This window comes from Microbacterium sp. 3J1, assembly GCF_001049495.1.
Lineage (GTDB): Bacteria > Actinomycetota > Actinomycetes > Actinomycetales > Microbacteriaceae > Microbacterium.
Window position 1 is genome coordinate 276,622 of record NZ_CDWI01000007.1, and the last position, 15,618, is coordinate 292,239.

Consider the following 15,618-nt stretch of genomic DNA (forward strand, 5'->3'; position numbering starts at 1 on the left):
CGGGAGCCATGCTGAATTGTTTCAGCAAAGTCCTTGGCGGCGACCGCGCGCCGTGCTATCGTCGGCTAAATCCATTCAGCACCCTCCTCAAGGAGCCCTTCGATGAAGAAGACCACCCTCACACTCGCTGTCAGCGCCGTGACCGCGATCGCGCTCGTCAGTCTCGCCGGATGCTCCCGCGGGAGCAGCTCGGCGGCAGGAGCCGACGGCGAGATCACGCTCTGGACGCACAACGCCGGCAACGAAGACGAACTGGCCTCGATCGAGGCCATCGTCGACGACTTCAACGCCAGTCAGAAGGAGTACACGGTGAAGGTGCAGGCCTTCCCGCAGGAGTCCTACAACCAGTCGGTGACTGCGGCCGCGGCATCCGGCAAGCTCCCCTGCATCCTGGACATCGACGGACCGAACGTCCCCAACTGGGCATGGGCCGGCTATCTCGCCCCGCTCACCGACCTCTCCGATCGCCTCGGCGAGTTCCTCCCGTCGACCGTCGGGATGTACGAGGACGAGCCGTACTCGTACGGCTACTACGACGTCGCCCTCACGATGGTGACCCTCAAGAGCACCCTCGACGCACACGGCATCCGAGTGCCCACCGTCGAATCGCCCTGGACCGCCGACGAGTTCGACTCCGCCCTCGCCACCCTCACGGCGTCCGGCGAGTTCGACTACGCCGCGGACTTCGCCACCGCCTCGACCGGCGAGTGGTATCCGTACGCGTACTCGCCGCTGCTGCAGAGCTTCGGCGGCGACCTGATCGAGCGCGAGTCGTACGAGACGGCCGACGGGGTCCTCAACGGTCCCGAGGCCGTCGAATGGGCCACCTGGTTCCGCAGCCTCGTCACCGAGGGGCACATCGCCGGCAAGTCGGGCACCGACCAGACCGCGGACTTCATCAACGGCAAGACCGGCATCATGTACGCCGGCAGCTGGGCGGCGGCGCCGGTGCGCGAAGCCTTCGGGGAGGACGCCCTCTTCCTTCCCGCCGTCGACTTCGGCGACGGACCCAAGATCGGCGGCGGCTCGTGGCAGTGGGGCATGTCGGCCACGTGCGGCGAATCGGACGGCGCGCAGGCGTACCTGGAGTTCGCGGCTCAGGACGAGTACGTGGCAGCGGTCTCCGAGGCGACCCGCAACATCCCCGCGACGGATGCCGCCGCCGCGATGGTCCCGGGCTACGAGCAGGGCGGCGAGAACGACATCTTCCGCCAGTTCGCGAAGACCTTCGCCGTGGTCCGCCCTGAGACGCCGGGATACCCGTTCATCTCGTCGACCTTCGAAGAGGCGACGCAGAACATCCTCAACGGCGCCGACCCCCAGCAGGCGCTCGATCAGGCCGTCAAGGACATCGACGCCAACCAGAAGCAGAACGACTACAACGGCTGACAGCCCACGTCGTCGGGGCGGCCGCTCGATCGGCCGCCCCTCGAACAACCGAGGAGGACAGGGTGAGCATCGACAGCCACCGCACGGAGATCGCCCCGACGCGATCCTCCGGGAGACACAGAAGCGACGAGGCGCAGGCGCACGGCCTGCAGGGGAAGAGGAAGGAGAAGGCATCCGCGATCGCGATGTTCCTGCCCGCGGGAGTCCTCATCCTCACGTTCCTCATCATCCCGATCCTGCTCACGCTGATCCTCGCGTTCACGAACACGCGACTGATCTCTCCCGAGCCCGGCCGGTTCGTGGGACTCGAGAACTTCGAGACCCTCTTCAGCAACGACACCTTCTGGGCGTCGCTGCGCAACACGATCGTGTTCACCGTCGTGATCGTGCCCGTGCAGTCCGCTATCGCGCTGGGCATGGCGCTGCTTGTCAACACGCGCACGCGCGGCACGACGTTCTTCCGCACCGTGTACTTCCTGCCCGTCGTGACCTCCATCGTCGTCGTGTCGATGCTGTGGATGTTCATGTACCAGAAGGACGGGCTCATCAACATGCTGCTCGCCAGGGTCGGCATCCAGGGACCCGATTGGCTGGCCGACCCGCAGTGGTCCCTGTTCGCCATCATCGTGATGTCGATCTGGCAGGCCATGGGCTTCCACATGATCATCTGGCTGTCCGGGCTGCAGACCATCCCGGGCGAGCTCTACGAGGCCGCCGCTCTCGACGGCGCCAGTCGCTGGCAGCAGTTCGCGAACGTCACCTGGCCGGGACTCCGTCCCACCGCGATCTTCATCCTCATCACGATCACCATCGCCGCGTTCGGTCTCTTCTCGCAGGTCAACATCATGACGCAGGGTGGGCCGCTCGACTCCACCACGACCCTCGTCTTCATGGCGGTGCGGACCGGCTTCGAACGACAGCAGACCGGCTATGCGGCCGCGATCTCGCTCGTGTTCTTCGTCCTCGTGCTCATCGTCACCCTCATCCAGACCTTCCTCACCAGGGATCGATCCGAGAAGCAGAAGAAGGGGGTCCGTTCATGACCGCCGTCCACTCCGTCCGCACGGCCGAGCCGCAGGTCTCGACGGAGACCGCCGCCCTCGCGCTCGCCCCCTCGGCGCCGCCCCGCCGCGGGTGGCGCACCGCGCTCGTCCTCGCCTTCAAGATCCTCCTCGCGCTCGTCTTCGGGCTGCCGCTCGTCTTCATGATCGTGTCGAGCTTCAAACCGGACCTGCAGATCTTCGCCGATCTCGGCGGGGTGCTCGCCTTCCTCCCGGTGGGCGACCTGACTCTCGACAACTACCTCGGCGTCTTCGACCGCGTGCCGTTCCTGCAGTTCCTCGCCAACTCGGTGCTCATCTCCGCGCTGACCGTGGTGCTCGGGCTGCTCGTGAACTCGATGGCCGCGTTCGCGATGTCCCGGATGCGGATGCCGGGGCGCAGGATCGCGCTCGGGGTGATCCTCGCCACGCTGATCGTGCCGTTCGAGGTGATGGCCCTCCCGATGCTGTGGTGGGTGAACCAGCTACCGTACTTCGACGGCGTGGAGTTCGCCCAGGGGTGGCTCGACACCTACGCGGTGCAGATCGTGCCGTTCATCGCGAACGCCTTCTCGATTTTCCTCTTCTACCAGTACTTCGAGTCGATCCCGCGTGAGCTCGACGAGGCGGCGCGCGTCGACGGTGCGGGCTGGTTCCGCATCTACCGCACGATCGTCATGCCGCTCGCGGGCCCCGCCGTCGCGACGGCGGCCATCCTGACGTTCCTCCCGGCGTGGAACCAGTACCTGTGGCCGCTCATGGTCACGCAGAGCGAATCCGTCCGCCCCGTCATGGTGGGCATCGACTACTTCAAGCAGCTGAACGTCTCGTGGGGGCAGATCATGGCGTACGCCTCGATCATCACCGTGCCGGTGCTGGCACTCTTCATCGCATTCCAGCGATCCTTCGTCTCATCGATCGCCTCGTCCGGAGTGAAGGGATGATGGCGGCGGTCGACATCCGCACCGATGCCCGCCGACCACGGGCCCACTACGCCCCGCGGCACAACTGGATGAACGATCCGAACGGCCTCATCCATCACGGAGGGCGGTATCACCTCTACTACCAGTACAACCCGCACGGCATCGACCACGGCAACATGAGCTGGGGGCATGCGAGCAGTGCCGATCTGCACGACTGGACCGAGCACGACGTCGCGATCCTCTTCGATGAGCACGAGCAGATCTTCTCGGGTTCGGTGGTGTTCGACGAGGCGAACACGAGCGGGCTCGGCACCGCAGAGGCACCGCCGCTCGTCGCGATCTACACCTCGGCGCGCAGCGACGGCATCCAGGCCCAGTCACTCGCCTTCAGCACCGACGGCGGCGACACGTGGGTCAGACACTCCGGCAACCCGGTGCTCGACCGGACGTCGACCGAGTTCCGCGACCCGAAGGTGTTCCGCTACTGCGGTGACGGAGCCGAGTACTGGGTCATGGTCGCCGTCGAGGCGACGGAGCGTCGAGTGCTCCTGTACCGGTCCGACGATCTGCGGTCGTGGTCGTACCTCTCCGACTACGGCCCCGCCGGTGCGGTCGGCGGGGTCTGGGAATGCCCCGACCTGTTCCCGCTGGCGATGGACGGCGACCCGAGTAGCATCCGCTGGGTGATGATCGTCTCGATCAACCCGGGAGGACTCCGGGGCGGCTCGGGAACGCAGTACATCGTCGGGGACTTCGACGGCGTCCGCTTCACCCCGGACACCCCTCTCCCCCTCGTGGGCGCCGACGACCGGACGGGCCTGGCGGCGCTCGACTGGCTCGATCTCGGCGCCGACTGCTACGCGGGTGTGACGTACAACGGCCTGCCCGACGATCGACGCACCCTCATCGCGTGGATGAGCAACTGGGACTATGCCGGAGACGTCGACGCCACCACGTGGCGGGGAGCGATGACCACTGCTCGGCGGCTGACGCTGCGGCACGACGGCGAGCGGGCACGGCTGGTGTCGGAGGCGATCCTCCCCGCTGGGACGGTCGATGTCCGTGCGGGCATCGCCCCGCAAGAGACGCTGCGCCACACGCTCCCCGAAGCCGCGCGGCTCTCTCTCACGAGCGACGAACCGGATGCGGCGATCCGCATCGTCGTCGGCGACGTGGACCGGTGCGTGGTGATCGACGTCGACGCTGCGGCGGGGACCCTGCGATTCGACCGCACTCTCGCCGCGCCGGCCCGGTCGACCGTCGTGATCGACGCGCAGACCGCCCAGCTCGGACCCAGGACCGCGGAGCGTCCGGAGGGACTCGACCTGGCGATCGTCGTCGACAACGGTTCGGTCGAGCTCTTCGCCGCAGGCGGCACCGTGGCGATGACGAATCTCGTCTCCCTCGCCCCCGCGCCGGCGGTCACGATCACAGCCACCGCTGCGGTGCGGTTGACGATCGAGGATCTCGACGGATGACGCCGCATGCTCTCGTGATCGGCGAAGCCCTCGTCGACGTGATCGCCGACACCGCGCACCCGGGCGGCTCCCCCCTGAACGTGGCGATCGGTCTGGTTCGCCTCGGCGTCCCCACGACGCTCGCGACCCGGATCGGTGACGATCACCACGGCAGCCTCATCCGCGCGCACCTCGCCGACTCCGGTGTCGTCCTGGCCGCGGGGTCCATCACCGCCGAGCCCACCTCCTCGGCCGTGGCCGTGGTCGACCCGGGGTCCGGTGCCGCGCGATACGACTTCGACGTGCGATGGAGCATCCCCGCTCCAGAGGTCACCGGTGCGACGATCGTGCACGCCGGATCCATCGCGGCGTTCCTCGCGCCGGGAGGCGACGTCGTCCTCGACGCCCTGGCACGCGCCCGCACCGCCGGCGCGCTGATCAGCGTGGACCCGAACATCCGGCCGGCTCTGATCGGCCCCCGAGCGGAGGCGAGTGTCCGGGCCGAGCGCCTCATCGGTCTCAGCCACCTCGTGAAGCTCAGCGACGAGGACGCCGACTGGCTGTATCCCGGATGGACGCACCCGCGCGTGCTGGCACATCTGCGAGCACTCGGATGCCGGGTCGCCGTCATCACCCGGGGCGCCGACGGGTACACTGCCGCGGACGTGCACGGCGTCTGGTCGGACGGGGTCGGTCGCGCCGTCGACGTCGTGGACACGATCGGGGCCGGCGACTCCTTCATGGCCGGCCTCCTCTCGGCGGTCTTCGGTGAGCTTGCGACGAGGATCATCCAGAGCGACCTCCCGCCGGGTGGATGGCGGGGCCCGCTGCGCATGGGTCTCGAGGCGGCGGCGATCACCGTGCAGCGGGAGGGCGCCGACCCTCCTCGCCGAGACGAGATCGCCGCAGTCGGAGCGAGGTGAGCGCGGGCGACTCGGCGAGTGCTGAGGATCGCCCCACTTCCCTGAATCTGTCAATCCCCTGAGACCGATTCGCGCGGGCACCTACCTTCGGCGCATGCCGTCGACCTCCGCCACCACGAAGCCGCTCTCTCCGCGCCAGGCCGCTCTGATGAGCTCGTCGCGCGTGGAGCAGAAGGGCAACATCGTCGTCCAGTGGATCACCTCCACCGACCACAAGACGATCGGCTACATGTACCTGATCGCGTCGGTCCTCTTCTTCCTGCTCGGCGGAGTCATGGCACTCGTGATCCGGGCGGAGCTGTTCGCACCCGGTATGCAGATCGTGCCGACGAAGGAGCAGTACAACCAGCTCTTCACGATGCACGGCACGATCATGCTGCTGATGTTCGCGACACCGCTGTTCGCAGGGTTCGCGAACGCCATCATGCCGCTGCAGATCGGCGCTCCCGATGTCGCGTTCCCCCGGCTGAACGCCTTCTCGTTCTGGCTGTTCCTGTTCGGGTCGACGATCGCGGTCGCCGGCTTCCTCACCCCGCAGGGCTCGGCGTCCTTCGGGTGGACGGCGTATCAGCCGCTCGCGAGCGCGACCTTCACCCCCGGCGTCGGGGGCAACCTCTGGATGGTGGGGCTCGGCATCTCGGGATTCGGCACGATCCTCGGCGCGGTGAACTTCATCACGACGATCATCACCATGAGGTCGCCAGGCATGACGATGTGGCGGATGCCGGTGTTCACCTGGAACACGCTCATCACGAGTCTGCTCGTGCTGATGGCCTTCCCGGTGCTCGCGGCCGCCCTCTTCGCCGCGGCGTCCGACCGCATCCTCGACTCCCACATCTTCGACCCGCAGAACGGTGGGGTCCTGCTGTGGCAGCACCTGTTCTGGTTCTTCGGGCACCCCGAGGTGTATGTGATCGCGCTGCCGTTCTTCGGCATCGTGTCGGAGATCTTCCCGGTCTTCAGCCGCAAGCCCCTCTTCGGCTACAAGACGATCATCTACGCCACCATCGCCATCGCGGCGTACTCGGTCGCGGTGTGGGCGCACCACATGTACGTGACCGGCGGTGTGCTGCTGCCGTTCTTCGCCCTGCTGACCATGTTCATCGCGGTTCCGACGGGTGTGAAGATCTTCAACTGGATCGGCACGATGTGGCGAGGCTCGGTGACGTTCGAGACCCCCCTGGTGTTCGCTCTCGGGTTCCTCGTCACCTTCGTGTTCGGCGGCCTGACCGGCGTGATCCTCGCCTCACCACCGCTGGACTTCCCGTTGCACGACAGCTATTTCGTGGTCGCGCACTTCCACTACGTCGTCTTCGGCACGGTCGTGTTCGCGATGTTCGCCGGGTTCTACTTCTGGTGGCCGAAGTGGACGGGGCGGATGCTGAACGAGCGCCTCGGCTACGTCCACTTCTGGATGCTGTTCATCGGCTTCCACATGACGTTCCTCATCCACCACTGGCTGGGCGTCGACGGCATGCCCAGGCGCTACGCGGACTACGCGGAGCAGGACCAGTTCACCTGGGCGAATCAGGTGTCGACGATCGGTGCGATCATCCTCGGTGCGTCGATGCTGCCGTTCTTCCTCAACGTGTGGATCACGGCACGCAAGGCTCCGAAGGTGACGGTCAACGACCCGTGGGGCTATGGTGCATCGCTCGAATGGGCGACGTCCTGCCCGCCTCCGCGGCACAACTTCACCTCGATCCCGCGCATCCGCAGCGAACGCCCGGCGTTCGACCTGAACCACCCCGAGGCGGCCGAGTTCGCGGTGACGAGCACGGATCCCGCGGCTCCCGAGGACGACTCCCGACGCTGAGACGCTGGGGGCGGGATGCGATCGCCCGAGGCCGCGCTCACTCCCCCCGCGTCCACAGCCTCTCGATCGCGATCTCGCGTCCGAGCACCCGCTCCGCGGCGCGGTGCCCCGAGAGCATCGCGGCGGGCACGGTCGCGGGGTCGTCCGTCCACGTCGCCTCTCCGGCGAGGTGCAGCACGCCGCCGATGGGCGTGGCGAGGTCGTCGTGATCTGCTGTGGTCGACCCGACCGTCATGTACGCGTACGAGCCGTGCGACCAGGGGTCGTCCTGCCACGCAGTGCGGTGCACCGACACCGGCTGCGGCACGCGGTCGCCGTACAGTCGCTCCAGCTGCTCCAGGACCGAGGCGGCGATCTGCGCGTCGTCCCAGTCGCGGATGCCGCGGGCCGCCGGACCGGCGGCGAAGGTCAGAAGCGTGGGCTCGCCGTGCAGTGCCGTCAGGTCGTACCAGGAGTGCCACCATCTGCCCTCGGGCCCCTGCTGACGGATCGCGTAGACGTCGGCATCCCAGAATCGGGTGGGGAACCGCAGGAAGACCTTCTCGAAGGCGTTCATCTCGAGCCGCCCGAGCGCCTCGGCGTTGACGGCGGGGAGCGGGGGCTCGATCTCCACCGCCCCGGAGCGCAGCACCCCCACCGGCACCGTCACGACCGCCGCTCCGGCGACGAACGATCCGCGGGCCGTCTGCACGCTGACGCCGTCGTGCCAGTCGATCCCGGTGACGGCGTGGTCGAGTCGGACGTCGAGTCCGTCCGCGAGCCGGGTCGGCAGAGCGTCGTACCCGTCCGGGAACACGACCTCGTCGCCGTCGATCGAGTCGTCATCGAGTCCGTGCGCGGCGAGGTCCTCTATCCAGGCGCCGTACTGCTCTTCCGCGCGGTGCTCCAGGTACTCCCGCACCCTCTGCGTGCGCTCGGCGTCCCAGTCCTGGCGCACCAGTGCGGCCTCGGTGACGTCCCGGTACGACGCGTCGGCCGCGGAGACGGCGACGGCCTCGCGCAGCGCGGCGTCGACCGTGTGCACATCGCCGGCGAAGCCGCGGGCCTCGTCGTCGCTCAGTCGCCGGCCGTCGGGACCGTAGTACGCGATGGGCCTGCTGTCGGGCTGGTACCCGCCGACGGTGAACTCGACCGTGCGCATGCCGAACGCGGCAGCCGCGGCGGCCACAGGGCTTCCGTCGACGCCATGGATCCACGAGGCGCCGAGGTCGGTCGGAGCGCCGTGCTCCCGGTCGGTGTGCACCCGGCCGCCGACGCGGTCCCTGGCCTCGAGCACGATCACCCGCTGACCGGCATCCTGCAGGAGCCGTGCGGCACTGAGCCCCGCGACACCCGCTCCCACGACGATCGTGTCGACGTGCTCCATGATGCGTCCGTCCTCTCGCGCCGCACCGCTGCGGCTCTCCCTCGACGATACCGACCGCTGCCGCATCGCGCGGAGGCCGCTGCAGCCGCGGCCTAGATTGAAGGTCGTGACGTCCCTCCCCGCACAGCGCGACCTGATCGGCCGAACCGTCCTCATCACCGGCGCGAACGCCGGCATCGGCTACTGGTGCGCCGAGAGCGTCGCCGGCCGAGGCGCCAGGGTGCTGCTCGGGTGCCGGTCGCCGCAGCGCGCGCAGGTCGCCGCCGCCGCCATCCGCTCGCACGTGCCCGGCGCGGACGTCGGAGTCGTCCCGCTCGATCTCGGCTCGCTGTCGAGCATCGCTGACGCCGCCGCCGCGACCCACGAGAGCCTCGACGCGGTGATCTGCAACGCCGGGGTCAAGGCCGCCGACCGCGCGGCCCGCACATCCGACGGCTTCGACCTCATGGTCGGGACGAACTTCCTCGGCCACTTCGCCCTCCTCGCCCAGCTCGGGCACGCCCTCTCGGCCCATGCCCGGGTCGTCGCCGTCGGCTCGCTGGCGCACCGGTTCGCCCGGATAGACCCGGGGACGCTCTCGCTGCCGTGGGCCGGACCGTCGCTGCGCCAGTACGGCCGGTCCAAGGCGGCGCTCATGTCCTTCGCGTTCGAGCTCGACCGGCGATGGCGCGACTCCGGTCGATCGGCGCTGTGCGCGCATCCCGGGTATGCGGTCGATCCGCTCACGCCGCCTCGCGACGGACTCGCGACGGTCTCCACGCCGGTCCGCGCGGCGGCGGCGCTCGCCCGCGGTCTCGTGCAGGGGAAGGACGCCGGCGCCGCGCCGATCGTGCACGCGGCCGTCGCCGCGGAGGCATCCGGCGGAGACTACTGGGGACCGGGCGGCCTGCTGGAGTTCCGCGGCGCACCCGCGCGGGTCCAGGCGTCGGCGCACGTGCGCTCCCCCGAGGTCGCGGCCTCCCTGTGGTCGGAGGCCGAGGGGCGCACCGGCGTGCGCTTCGCCGTGTGACGCTCAGGCGGGGATCTCCTCCAGCGACCGGTAGACCGGCAGCCCCCGTTCGAGGGCGATCTCCACGTCCTTGTCGGCGCCGGCGGATTCCCCCGGCAGCCGCAGCACGGCGTCGCAGTGCTGCAGCAGGCGACGCGCGGTCTCGTACATGACGTCGCCGCCTTCGACCTCCGTCCCGTCCATGCCCCGGAGGACCGGAAGGGCGACCCATTCGCCGATCATCGGCACGTGCCCGAGCCGGTGGATGGGAGCGGCCGCCTCTTCGAGACGTTCGAGATTTCGGGCGATGAGCGCGGGGTGGCCGTTCGTGCCTGAGCGATAGGGACCGGCGATGAGGATGAGCAGTGGTGTTTTCATGTCGAGAACTGTAACGTTAACCGTGCAACAACATGCAACTTCAAGAAGAAACAGGTAAGGAGAGCGGATGCTCGGCGCACAGCGCAAGGCGCACCTGCGAGAGGTCCTCCGCCGGGACGGTCGGGTCGTCGCCAAGGACGTCGCCCAGGAGCTCGGGATCTCCGAGGACTCGATCCGACGCGATCTCCGTGAGCTGGCCGAGGCCGGCGAGCTCGTCCGCGTGTACGGCGGCGCTCTTCCGGTGGCGCCCGCCGACCGGCCCGTCGGTCAGCGACAGGCCCTCGCGACCGACAGCAAGGAGCGGGTGGCCCGGCGTGCGGTGGAGCTGATCGCCCCGGCATCCGTCATCGTCCTCGACGCGGGAACCACGACCCTCGCGATGGCGCGGATGCTTCCGCACGGCGCCGACCTCACCGTGATCACCCCGAGCCCGACGGTCGCGATCGCGGCGGCCGAGCGGTCGGACGCACGGGTCGTCATGATCGGCGGCGAGCTCTCGCGCTTCTCGATGGTCGCGGGCGGAGCGCTCGCGATGGAGGCCCTGCAGCACCTCGCAGCCGACAGGTTCTTCCTGGGCGTCACCGGAGTCGACCCGTCGAGCGGCCTGACCACCGGCAGCCTGGAGGATGCGGCCACCAAGCGCGCGATCGCCGCGCGATCGGCGCAGACGCTCGTGCTCGCGAGTGAGGAGAAGATCGGAGAGGTCTCCCGATTCCCCGTGCTCGGACTCGACGACGTCGCCGGCATCGTCGTCGACCCCCTCGATCGCAATCCGACCCTCGAGCAGCTCGCGACCGTGCTCCCCGTGCATCGGTGAGAGCCCGCGCCGCCGCCGTCCGCCGTGAGATCGCGACATCGCGGGCCCGCGCCGCTGCGACAGCGGGTATCCGCGTGTCAACCCCTTCGCCCCCCGCCCGCCGGGACCCTATCGTTCGAGGATGACCTCGGACACCGCTGCGCCTGCGGGCGAGCAGCCCACCAAACTCCGCCGCGCCATCACCGGCCCCCTCCTGTTCGCCTTCATCCTCGGCGACGTGCTGGGTGCCGGCATCTACGCCCTGATGGGAGTGCTGTCCGAGAAGGTCGGCGGGATGCTGTGGGCTCCTCTTCTGCTCGCCCTCCTGCTCGCGCTCCTGACCGCCGGATCCTACGCCGAGCTCGTGACGAAGTACCCGCGCGCCGGTGGCGCCTCCGTGTTCGCCGAGCGGGCCTTCCACAGCCCCCTGGTCTCGTTCCTCGTCGGATTCAGCATGCTCGCCGCCGGGGTGACGAGCGCCGCGGGTCTCGCCATCGCGTTCGCCGGCGACTACTTCGGCACGTTCTTCGATGTGCCCGCGACACCGGTCGCCATCGTCTTCCTCGCGATCGTGGCGGCGCTGAACGCCCGAGGGATCCGCGAGTCCATGGGTGCGAACCTCGTCATGACCGCGATCGAGCTGAGCGGTCTCATCATCGTGATCGCGGTGGTCGGCGTCTTCGTGGCCGGCGGCGGTGGCGACGCCTCGCGCCTCACCCAGACGCCCGAGGGCACGCCGGCGGCGATGGCGGTGCTCGCCGGAGCGGTGATCGCCTACTACTCGTTCGTCGGCTTCGAGACGTCGGCGAACATGATCGAAGAGGTGAAGAACCCGCGCCGCACCTACCCGCGCGCCCTGTTCGGCGCCCTGTTCACCGCCGGCGCGGTCTACGTGCTCGTCGGCGTCGCCAGCTCGATCGCCCTCCCGGCTGCTGAGCTGCAGGAGTCGAGCGGCCCGCTGCTCGCAGTGGTCGAGGCGACCGGCGCCAGCATCCCGTCCTGGCTGTTCAGCCTGATCGCGCTCATCGCCGTCGCGAACGGCGCCCTGCTGACGATGATCATGGTGAGCCGCCTCACCTACGGCATGGCGGAGCAGCACCTGCTGCCCTCGGTGCTCGGCCGCGTGCTCCCGAACCGCAAGACACCCTGGGTCGCGATCCTGACGACCACTCTCGTCGCCATGGGACTCACCCTCGTCGGTGATCTCGCGACGCTCGCCGAGACTGTCGTCCTGCTGCTGCTCTTCGTGTTCCTCAGCGTCAACATCTCGGTGCTCGTCCTCCGGCGCGACCGCGTGGAGCACGACCACTTCCGCATCTGGACGTTCGTCCCCGTACTGGGCATCCTGTCGTGCATCCTGCTGCTCACCCAGCAGCGCCCCGTCGTCTGGCTGTTCGGGGCGATCCTGCTCGCGGTGGGCGGGGTGCTGTACCTCCTCGCCCGGTGGGGACGCTCGCGCTCGTCCTCGACCGCCCCGTCCACCGACACGACCGATCCGACCGACACTCCGAAGGAGACCCATGAGCACGCCTGACGACACCAGCAGCGTCGACGAGATGTCGAACGAGGAGAAGCGGCACGATCAGCTGACCTCCGCTCCCGACGCCACCGAGGCCGACGCCGCCCCGCGCATCGAGGTCTCGGAGCACGACGGCAACACCCGGATCGACATCGCGGAGGACGCTCCGGTGCGACCCGGCCCGGGCCCCGGCGTCGAGATCGACGACGACGAGGTCTAGATCTACAGCCAGCCCTTGCGCTTGAACACGGCGTAGAGCCCGACGCCCATGCCCAGCATGAGCGCGAGCGCCATCGGATATCCGAGCGCCCAGTGCAGCTCGGGCATGTGGTCGAAGTTCATGCCGTAGACGGTGCCGACGAGCGTCGGGGCGAAGAGGATCGCGGCCCAGCCCGAGATCTTCTTCACCTCGTCGTTCTGGCGGATGCTGAGCTCGGTCATCCGTCGCATCTCCTCGTTCTGCCGGCGGGCGACGATCGTCGACTCCACCGTCAGCGCGTTGTCGAGCACCGTGCGGAACGTGTTCGCGCGCTCCGAGACGCGCAGGGTGTGGTCGAGCACGTCGCGCAGGTAGCGCTGCAGCTCCTCGTCGACGTCGTACTTCGCCGACCCCCGCAGCAGGGCGTCGAGCATTCCCGCCAGCGGCTGCACCGCCCGCTGGAAGTCGATCACCTCGCGGCCCAGCTCGTAGATGCGCTGCGTCGCGTCGACGCCGTCCTCGAAGAGCTGGCTCTCGATCTCGTCGATGTCGTTCTCGAGACCGGAGAGCACGGGAGCGTACTCGTCGACGACCTCGTCGAGGATCGCATACAGGACCGCCTCGGGGCCGAGCTTCAGGAGCGCGGGATCGCCCTCCAGGCGTCGGCGGACCCGCCCCAGATCGGGCGACTCGGCATGCCGGATCGTGACGACGAAGTCGGGTCCCACGAGCACGTGGATCTCGCCGAACTCGACCTGCTCCGCGGCATCCAGGTAGCGCGCCGAGCGCAGCACCATGAACAGCACGTCGTCATAGCGCTCGAGCTTGGACCGCTGATGGCCCGAGAGCGCATCCTCCACGACCAGGGCGTGGATGCCGAACTCGTCGGCCACCTCGCGGATCTCGGCCTCACTGGGGCGGTAGAGGCCGATCCAACTCATCCCGCCGCGCTCGCGCAGCACCTCGAACGTCTCGCTGAGGCTGCGCGGATTCTCCGTGCGGACGCCGCCGACATAGATGGCGTTGTCGATGATGGCCATCGGCGCTCCCTCCAGGCGTCGTGCCGCCTCCGGGCGGCGCGACGGTCCGATCAGCCCGCGGGCGGGGTGACGCAGGTGATCGACGCGTCGGCGATCGCCTGGTGGTACTGCTCCGCCGTGAACGGCAGGCCGAACTCGGGCACCGTCTCACCCGACGCCGCGGGCGCCTTCGACGCGATGGCCGCGAGCTCCCACGCCAGGTAGCCGGCGATGTTGCCGCCGACCGTCGAGTCGTTCAGCGACACCGCGACCGTGAAGCCCGTGGTGGGGTCGCTGTACGCGGCGGTGGCGTACCCCGGGGTCCACCCGAACTGGCCGACCAGGCTGCCGACCAGGCTCGCGCCGCCGGTCGCCTGCTGCCACGACGGGGCGCCGTCGAACGCCGGAAGCGGGGCGGCGAACCGGTTCGGCTCCTTCTCGGTGCGCAGCGCCTGAGCCGCCTCGGCCTGCGCATAGCGGCCGAGGTCCTCGATCGTCGAGACGACTCCGGAATCCGTGTACCCGGTGCTCGACGACATCGTGGTGATGTCGACGGGAGCCGCACAGTTGTATCCGCCTTCGACAGCCGTCAGATAGTGCCCCTTCATGACCGCGTCGGGCGAGGGCGCGGCCGCCGCCGGGCGCGGAAGCGAGGTGTTCGCGAGCCCGAGGGGCTCGGTCACGTACTCCGCGATGAGCTCGGATGCCGTCCTCCCCGACGCCCGCTCCAGAGCGAGTCCGAGAAGGAGGTAGTTCACATCGGCGCCGCCGTAGGTCCCCGGCGCGGCGCGAGGAGCGCCGAGGCCGGCGGCCGCGAGCTCGAGCGGTGCCCACTGACGCTCGGGGGTGCTCAGCCAGGCGCCCTTGACCGCCGCCTCGGACGATCCGACTCCGGTGGTGCCGTTGCACAGGTCGACCAGGGTGGCCTCGGTCAGGTCCGGGACTCCCGACACGTAGTCGGGAACCGGGGCGTCGAGCTCCACGATGCCGTCGTCGGCGAGGCCGTAGAGCACGTCGCAGGTCATCAGACGCGTGACGTCGCCGATGCGGAAGGCCATGTCCGTGCTGATCTCGGCACCCGCGCCGGGTTCCTGCGTGCCGACGCCGGTCACCCAGGTACCGCTCCACGGCACCCAGACGCCCACCACGGCACCCGTGGCGCCGGAGGCGACCAGTGCGTTGTTCACCGCATCCTGCATCGCCGTCACGGTGTCGTCGGGCAGGGCCGCGTCGACCTGCGCGGGCGGGGTGTAGCTGAAATCGCGCTCCGCGGTGCACCCCGTGAGGAAGAGCCCGAGTACGGCGACGCCGGCCGCTGCTGCGCGAAACCTGCGCGACGAGAGAAGCTGCATGAAGGGGACCCCCGGAAGATGTGTCTCCCGAGTCTAGAACGCGGATGCTGAAAGACTGCATCGCACGCCCGCCCTTAGGGTGATGTGCATGCCCCACACCTTCGAATCCGACGTCGTCGGCGCGATCCTCCGCCACATGAACGGCGACCACACCGACGACAACCTGCTGATCGCTCGGGCGTTCTCCCCGGCATCGGAGGCCGCGTCCGCCGGCGCGATCACCGCGGCCGTCATGACGGGTCTCGACGGCGACGGCGGCACCTGGGAGGTCACTCGCGGCAGCGCGACGACCGAGCTCCGCGTGCCCTGGCCCGGTGGGCCCATCGACGAGCGCCCGGCTGTGCGCCGCGAGGTCGTCGCGCTGTACGACCTCGCCTGCGAGAAGCTCGGGGTCGAGCCGCGTCCGCACGCCTGAGGGGTTTCGCCGAAGGTAAGGCTGCCCTTACACTGATG

General features: G+C 69.1%; 15 protein-coding genes. 11 read left to right on the forward strand and 4 right to left on the reverse strand.

What is annotated here, in order from left to right; translation table 11 throughout:
* Window positions 1–102: 102 nt before the first annotated feature.
* The 6 genes from BN2660_RS04765 (at window position 103) to ctaD (ending at window position 7,548) form a co-directional block, all read left to right on the forward strand.
* A complete protein-coding gene (locus BN2660_RS04765) occupies window positions 103–1,389 on the forward strand; it encodes a sugar ABC transporter substrate-binding protein (protein WP_091227943.1) in 1,287 nt (428 codons plus the stop codon).
* A 62-nt stretch (window positions 1,390–1,451) separates the two neighbouring features.
* On the forward strand, window positions 1,452–2,432 hold the full coding sequence (locus BN2660_RS04770; RefSeq protein ID WP_255305028.1) for a carbohydrate ABC transporter permease: 981 nt from the start codon (window positions 1,452–1,454) through the stop codon (window positions 2,430–2,432).
* Between the two features lie 161 nt (window positions 2,433–2,593).
* Window positions 2,594–3,373: a carbohydrate ABC transporter permease gene (locus tag BN2660_RS04775; protein ID WP_255305034.1), complete on the forward strand. Its 780-nt coding sequence runs from the start codon at window positions 2,594–2,596 to the stop codon at window positions 3,371–3,373.
* Window positions 3,373–4,830, forward strand: coding sequence for a glycoside hydrolase family 32 protein (locus tag BN2660_RS04780; protein ID WP_176697085.1), 1,458 nt, complete (start codon window positions 3,373–3,375; stop codon window positions 4,828–4,830). The genes BN2660_RS04775 and BN2660_RS04780 overlap by 1 nt, the downstream gene beginning before the upstream one ends.
* Window positions 4,827–5,732: a carbohydrate kinase family protein gene (locus BN2660_RS04785; protein ID WP_091227953.1), complete on the forward strand. Its 906-nt coding sequence runs from the start codon at window positions 4,827–4,829 to the stop codon at window positions 5,730–5,732. Before BN2660_RS04780 ends, BN2660_RS04785 begins: the two co-directional genes overlap by 4 nt.
* 148 nt (window positions 5,733–5,880) lie before the next feature.
* Window positions 5,881–7,548: an aa3-type cytochrome oxidase subunit I gene (gene ctaD, locus BN2660_RS04790; RefSeq protein WP_255305035.1), complete on the forward strand. Its 1,668-nt coding sequence runs from the start codon at window positions 5,881–5,883 to the stop codon at window positions 7,546–7,548.
* Window positions 7,549–7,585: 37 nt separating this feature from the next.
* Here ctaD and BN2660_RS04795 read toward each other — a convergent pair whose 3' ends face one another.
* Window positions 7,586–8,914, reverse strand: coding sequence for a flavin monoamine oxidase family protein (locus BN2660_RS04795; protein WP_091227958.1), 1,329 nt, complete (start codon window positions 8,912–8,914; stop codon window positions 7,586–7,588).
* Window positions 8,915–9,020: 106 nt separating this feature from the next.
* Here BN2660_RS04795 and BN2660_RS04800 point away from each other — a divergent pair, with 106 nt between their 5' ends.
* Window positions 9,021–9,923 carry an SDR family NAD(P)-dependent oxidoreductase gene (locus BN2660_RS04800; protein WP_255305029.1) on the forward strand — a complete coding sequence of 301 codons (903 nt, stop codon included), beginning with the start codon at window positions 9,021–9,023 and terminating at the stop codon, window positions 9,921–9,923.
* Window positions 9,924–9,926: 3 nt separating this feature from the next.
* On the opposite strand, the gene BN2660_RS04805 is transcribed toward BN2660_RS04800, so the two are convergent.
* Window positions 9,927–10,280 carry a DUF4406 domain-containing protein gene (locus BN2660_RS04805; RefSeq protein ID WP_091227963.1) on the reverse strand — a complete coding sequence of 118 codons (354 nt, stop codon included), beginning with the start codon at window positions 10,278–10,280 and terminating at the stop codon, window positions 9,927–9,929.
* A gap of 67 nt (window positions 10,281–10,347) precedes the next feature.
* Here BN2660_RS04805 and BN2660_RS04810 point away from each other — a divergent pair, with 67 nt between their 5' ends.
* From BN2660_RS04810 to BN2660_RS04820, 3 genes are all read left to right on the forward strand, one after another.
* Window positions 10,348–11,097 (forward strand): DeoR/GlpR family DNA-binding transcription regulator, encoded by a 750-nt coding sequence (locus BN2660_RS04810; RefSeq protein ID WP_091227965.1) that lies wholly within the window; start codon window positions 10,348–10,350, stop codon window positions 11,095–11,097.
* 121 nt (window positions 11,098–11,218) lie between these two features.
* On the forward strand, window positions 11,219–12,610 hold the full coding sequence (locus tag BN2660_RS04815) for an APC family permease (RefSeq protein WP_091227967.1): 1,392 nt from the start codon (window positions 11,219–11,221) through the stop codon (window positions 12,608–12,610).
* Complete coding sequence (locus tag BN2660_RS04820; RefSeq protein WP_091227969.1) at window positions 12,597–12,815, forward strand: multidrug transporter; 219 nt, start codon at window positions 12,597–12,599, stop codon at window positions 12,813–12,815. Before BN2660_RS04815 ends, BN2660_RS04820 begins: the two co-directional genes overlap by 14 nt.
* A gap of 2 nt (window positions 12,816–12,817) precedes the next feature.
* Here the strand turns inward: BN2660_RS04820 and corA are convergent, their stop codons facing one another.
* Window positions 12,818–13,834 (reverse strand): magnesium/cobalt transporter CorA, encoded by a 1,017-nt coding sequence (gene corA / locus BN2660_RS04825; protein ID WP_091227971.1) that lies wholly within the window; start codon window positions 13,832–13,834, stop codon window positions 12,818–12,820.
* A 50-nt stretch (window positions 13,835–13,884) separates the two neighbouring features.
* A complete protein-coding gene (locus BN2660_RS04830) occupies window positions 13,885–15,165 on the reverse strand; it encodes a serine hydrolase domain-containing protein (RefSeq protein WP_091227974.1) in 1,281 nt (426 codons plus the stop codon).
* Between the two features lie 88 nt (window positions 15,166–15,253).
* Between BN2660_RS04830 and BN2660_RS04835 the strand changes: the two genes are divergently transcribed.
* Complete coding sequence (locus BN2660_RS04835) at window positions 15,254–15,580, forward strand: DUF2470 domain-containing protein (RefSeq protein ID WP_091228070.1); 327 nt, start codon at window positions 15,254–15,256, stop codon at window positions 15,578–15,580.
* Window positions 15,581–15,618: the final 38 nt, after the last annotated feature.

Bases quoted from the DNA above. Each gene is read 5' to 3' on its own strand.
- corA (WP_091227971.1), bottom strand. From the start codon at position 13,834: ATGGCCATCATCGACAACGCCATCTATGTCGGCGGCGTCCGCACGGAG.
- BN2660_RS04820 (WP_091227969.1), top strand. From the start codon at position 12,597: ATGAGCACGCCTGACGACACCAGCAGCGTCGACGAGATGTCGAACGAG.
- BN2660_RS04775 (WP_255305034.1), top strand. From the start codon at position 2,594: ATGATCGTGTCGAGCTTCAAACCGGACCTGCAGATCTTCGCCGATCTC.
- BN2660_RS04765 (WP_091227943.1), top strand. From the start codon at position 103: ATGAAGAAGACCACCCTCACACTCGCTGTCAGCGCCGTGACCGCGATC.
- BN2660_RS04795 (WP_091227958.1), bottom strand. From the start codon at position 8,914: ATGGAGCACGTCGACACGATCGTCGTGGGAGCGGGTGTCGCGGGGCTC.
- BN2660_RS04780 (WP_176697085.1), top strand. From the start codon at position 3,373: ATGGCGGCGGTCGACATCCGCACCGATGCCCGCCGACCACGGGCCCAC.
- BN2660_RS04830 (WP_091227974.1), bottom strand. From the start codon at position 15,165: ATGCAGCTTCTCTCGTCGCGCAGGTTTCGCGCAGCAGCGGCCGGCGTC.
- BN2660_RS04810 (WP_091227965.1), top strand. From the start codon at position 10,348: ATGCTCGGCGCACAGCGCAAGGCGCACCTGCGAGAGGTCCTCCGCCGG.
- BN2660_RS04815 (WP_091227967.1), top strand. From the start codon at position 11,219: ATGACCTCGGACACCGCTGCGCCTGCGGGCGAGCAGCCCACCAAACTC.
- BN2660_RS04785 (WP_091227953.1), top strand. From the start codon at position 4,827: ATGACGCCGCATGCTCTCGTGATCGGCGAAGCCCTCGTCGACGTGATC.
- BN2660_RS04835 (WP_091228070.1), top strand. From the start codon at position 15,254: ATGCCCCACACCTTCGAATCCGACGTCGTCGGCGCGATCCTCCGCCAC.
- ctaD (WP_255305035.1), top strand. From the start codon at position 5,881: ATGAGCTCGTCGCGCGTGGAGCAGAAGGGCAACATCGTCGTCCAGTGG.
- BN2660_RS04805 (WP_091227963.1), bottom strand. From the start codon at position 10,280: ATGAAAACACCACTGCTCATCCTCATCGCCGGTCCCTATCGCTCAGGC.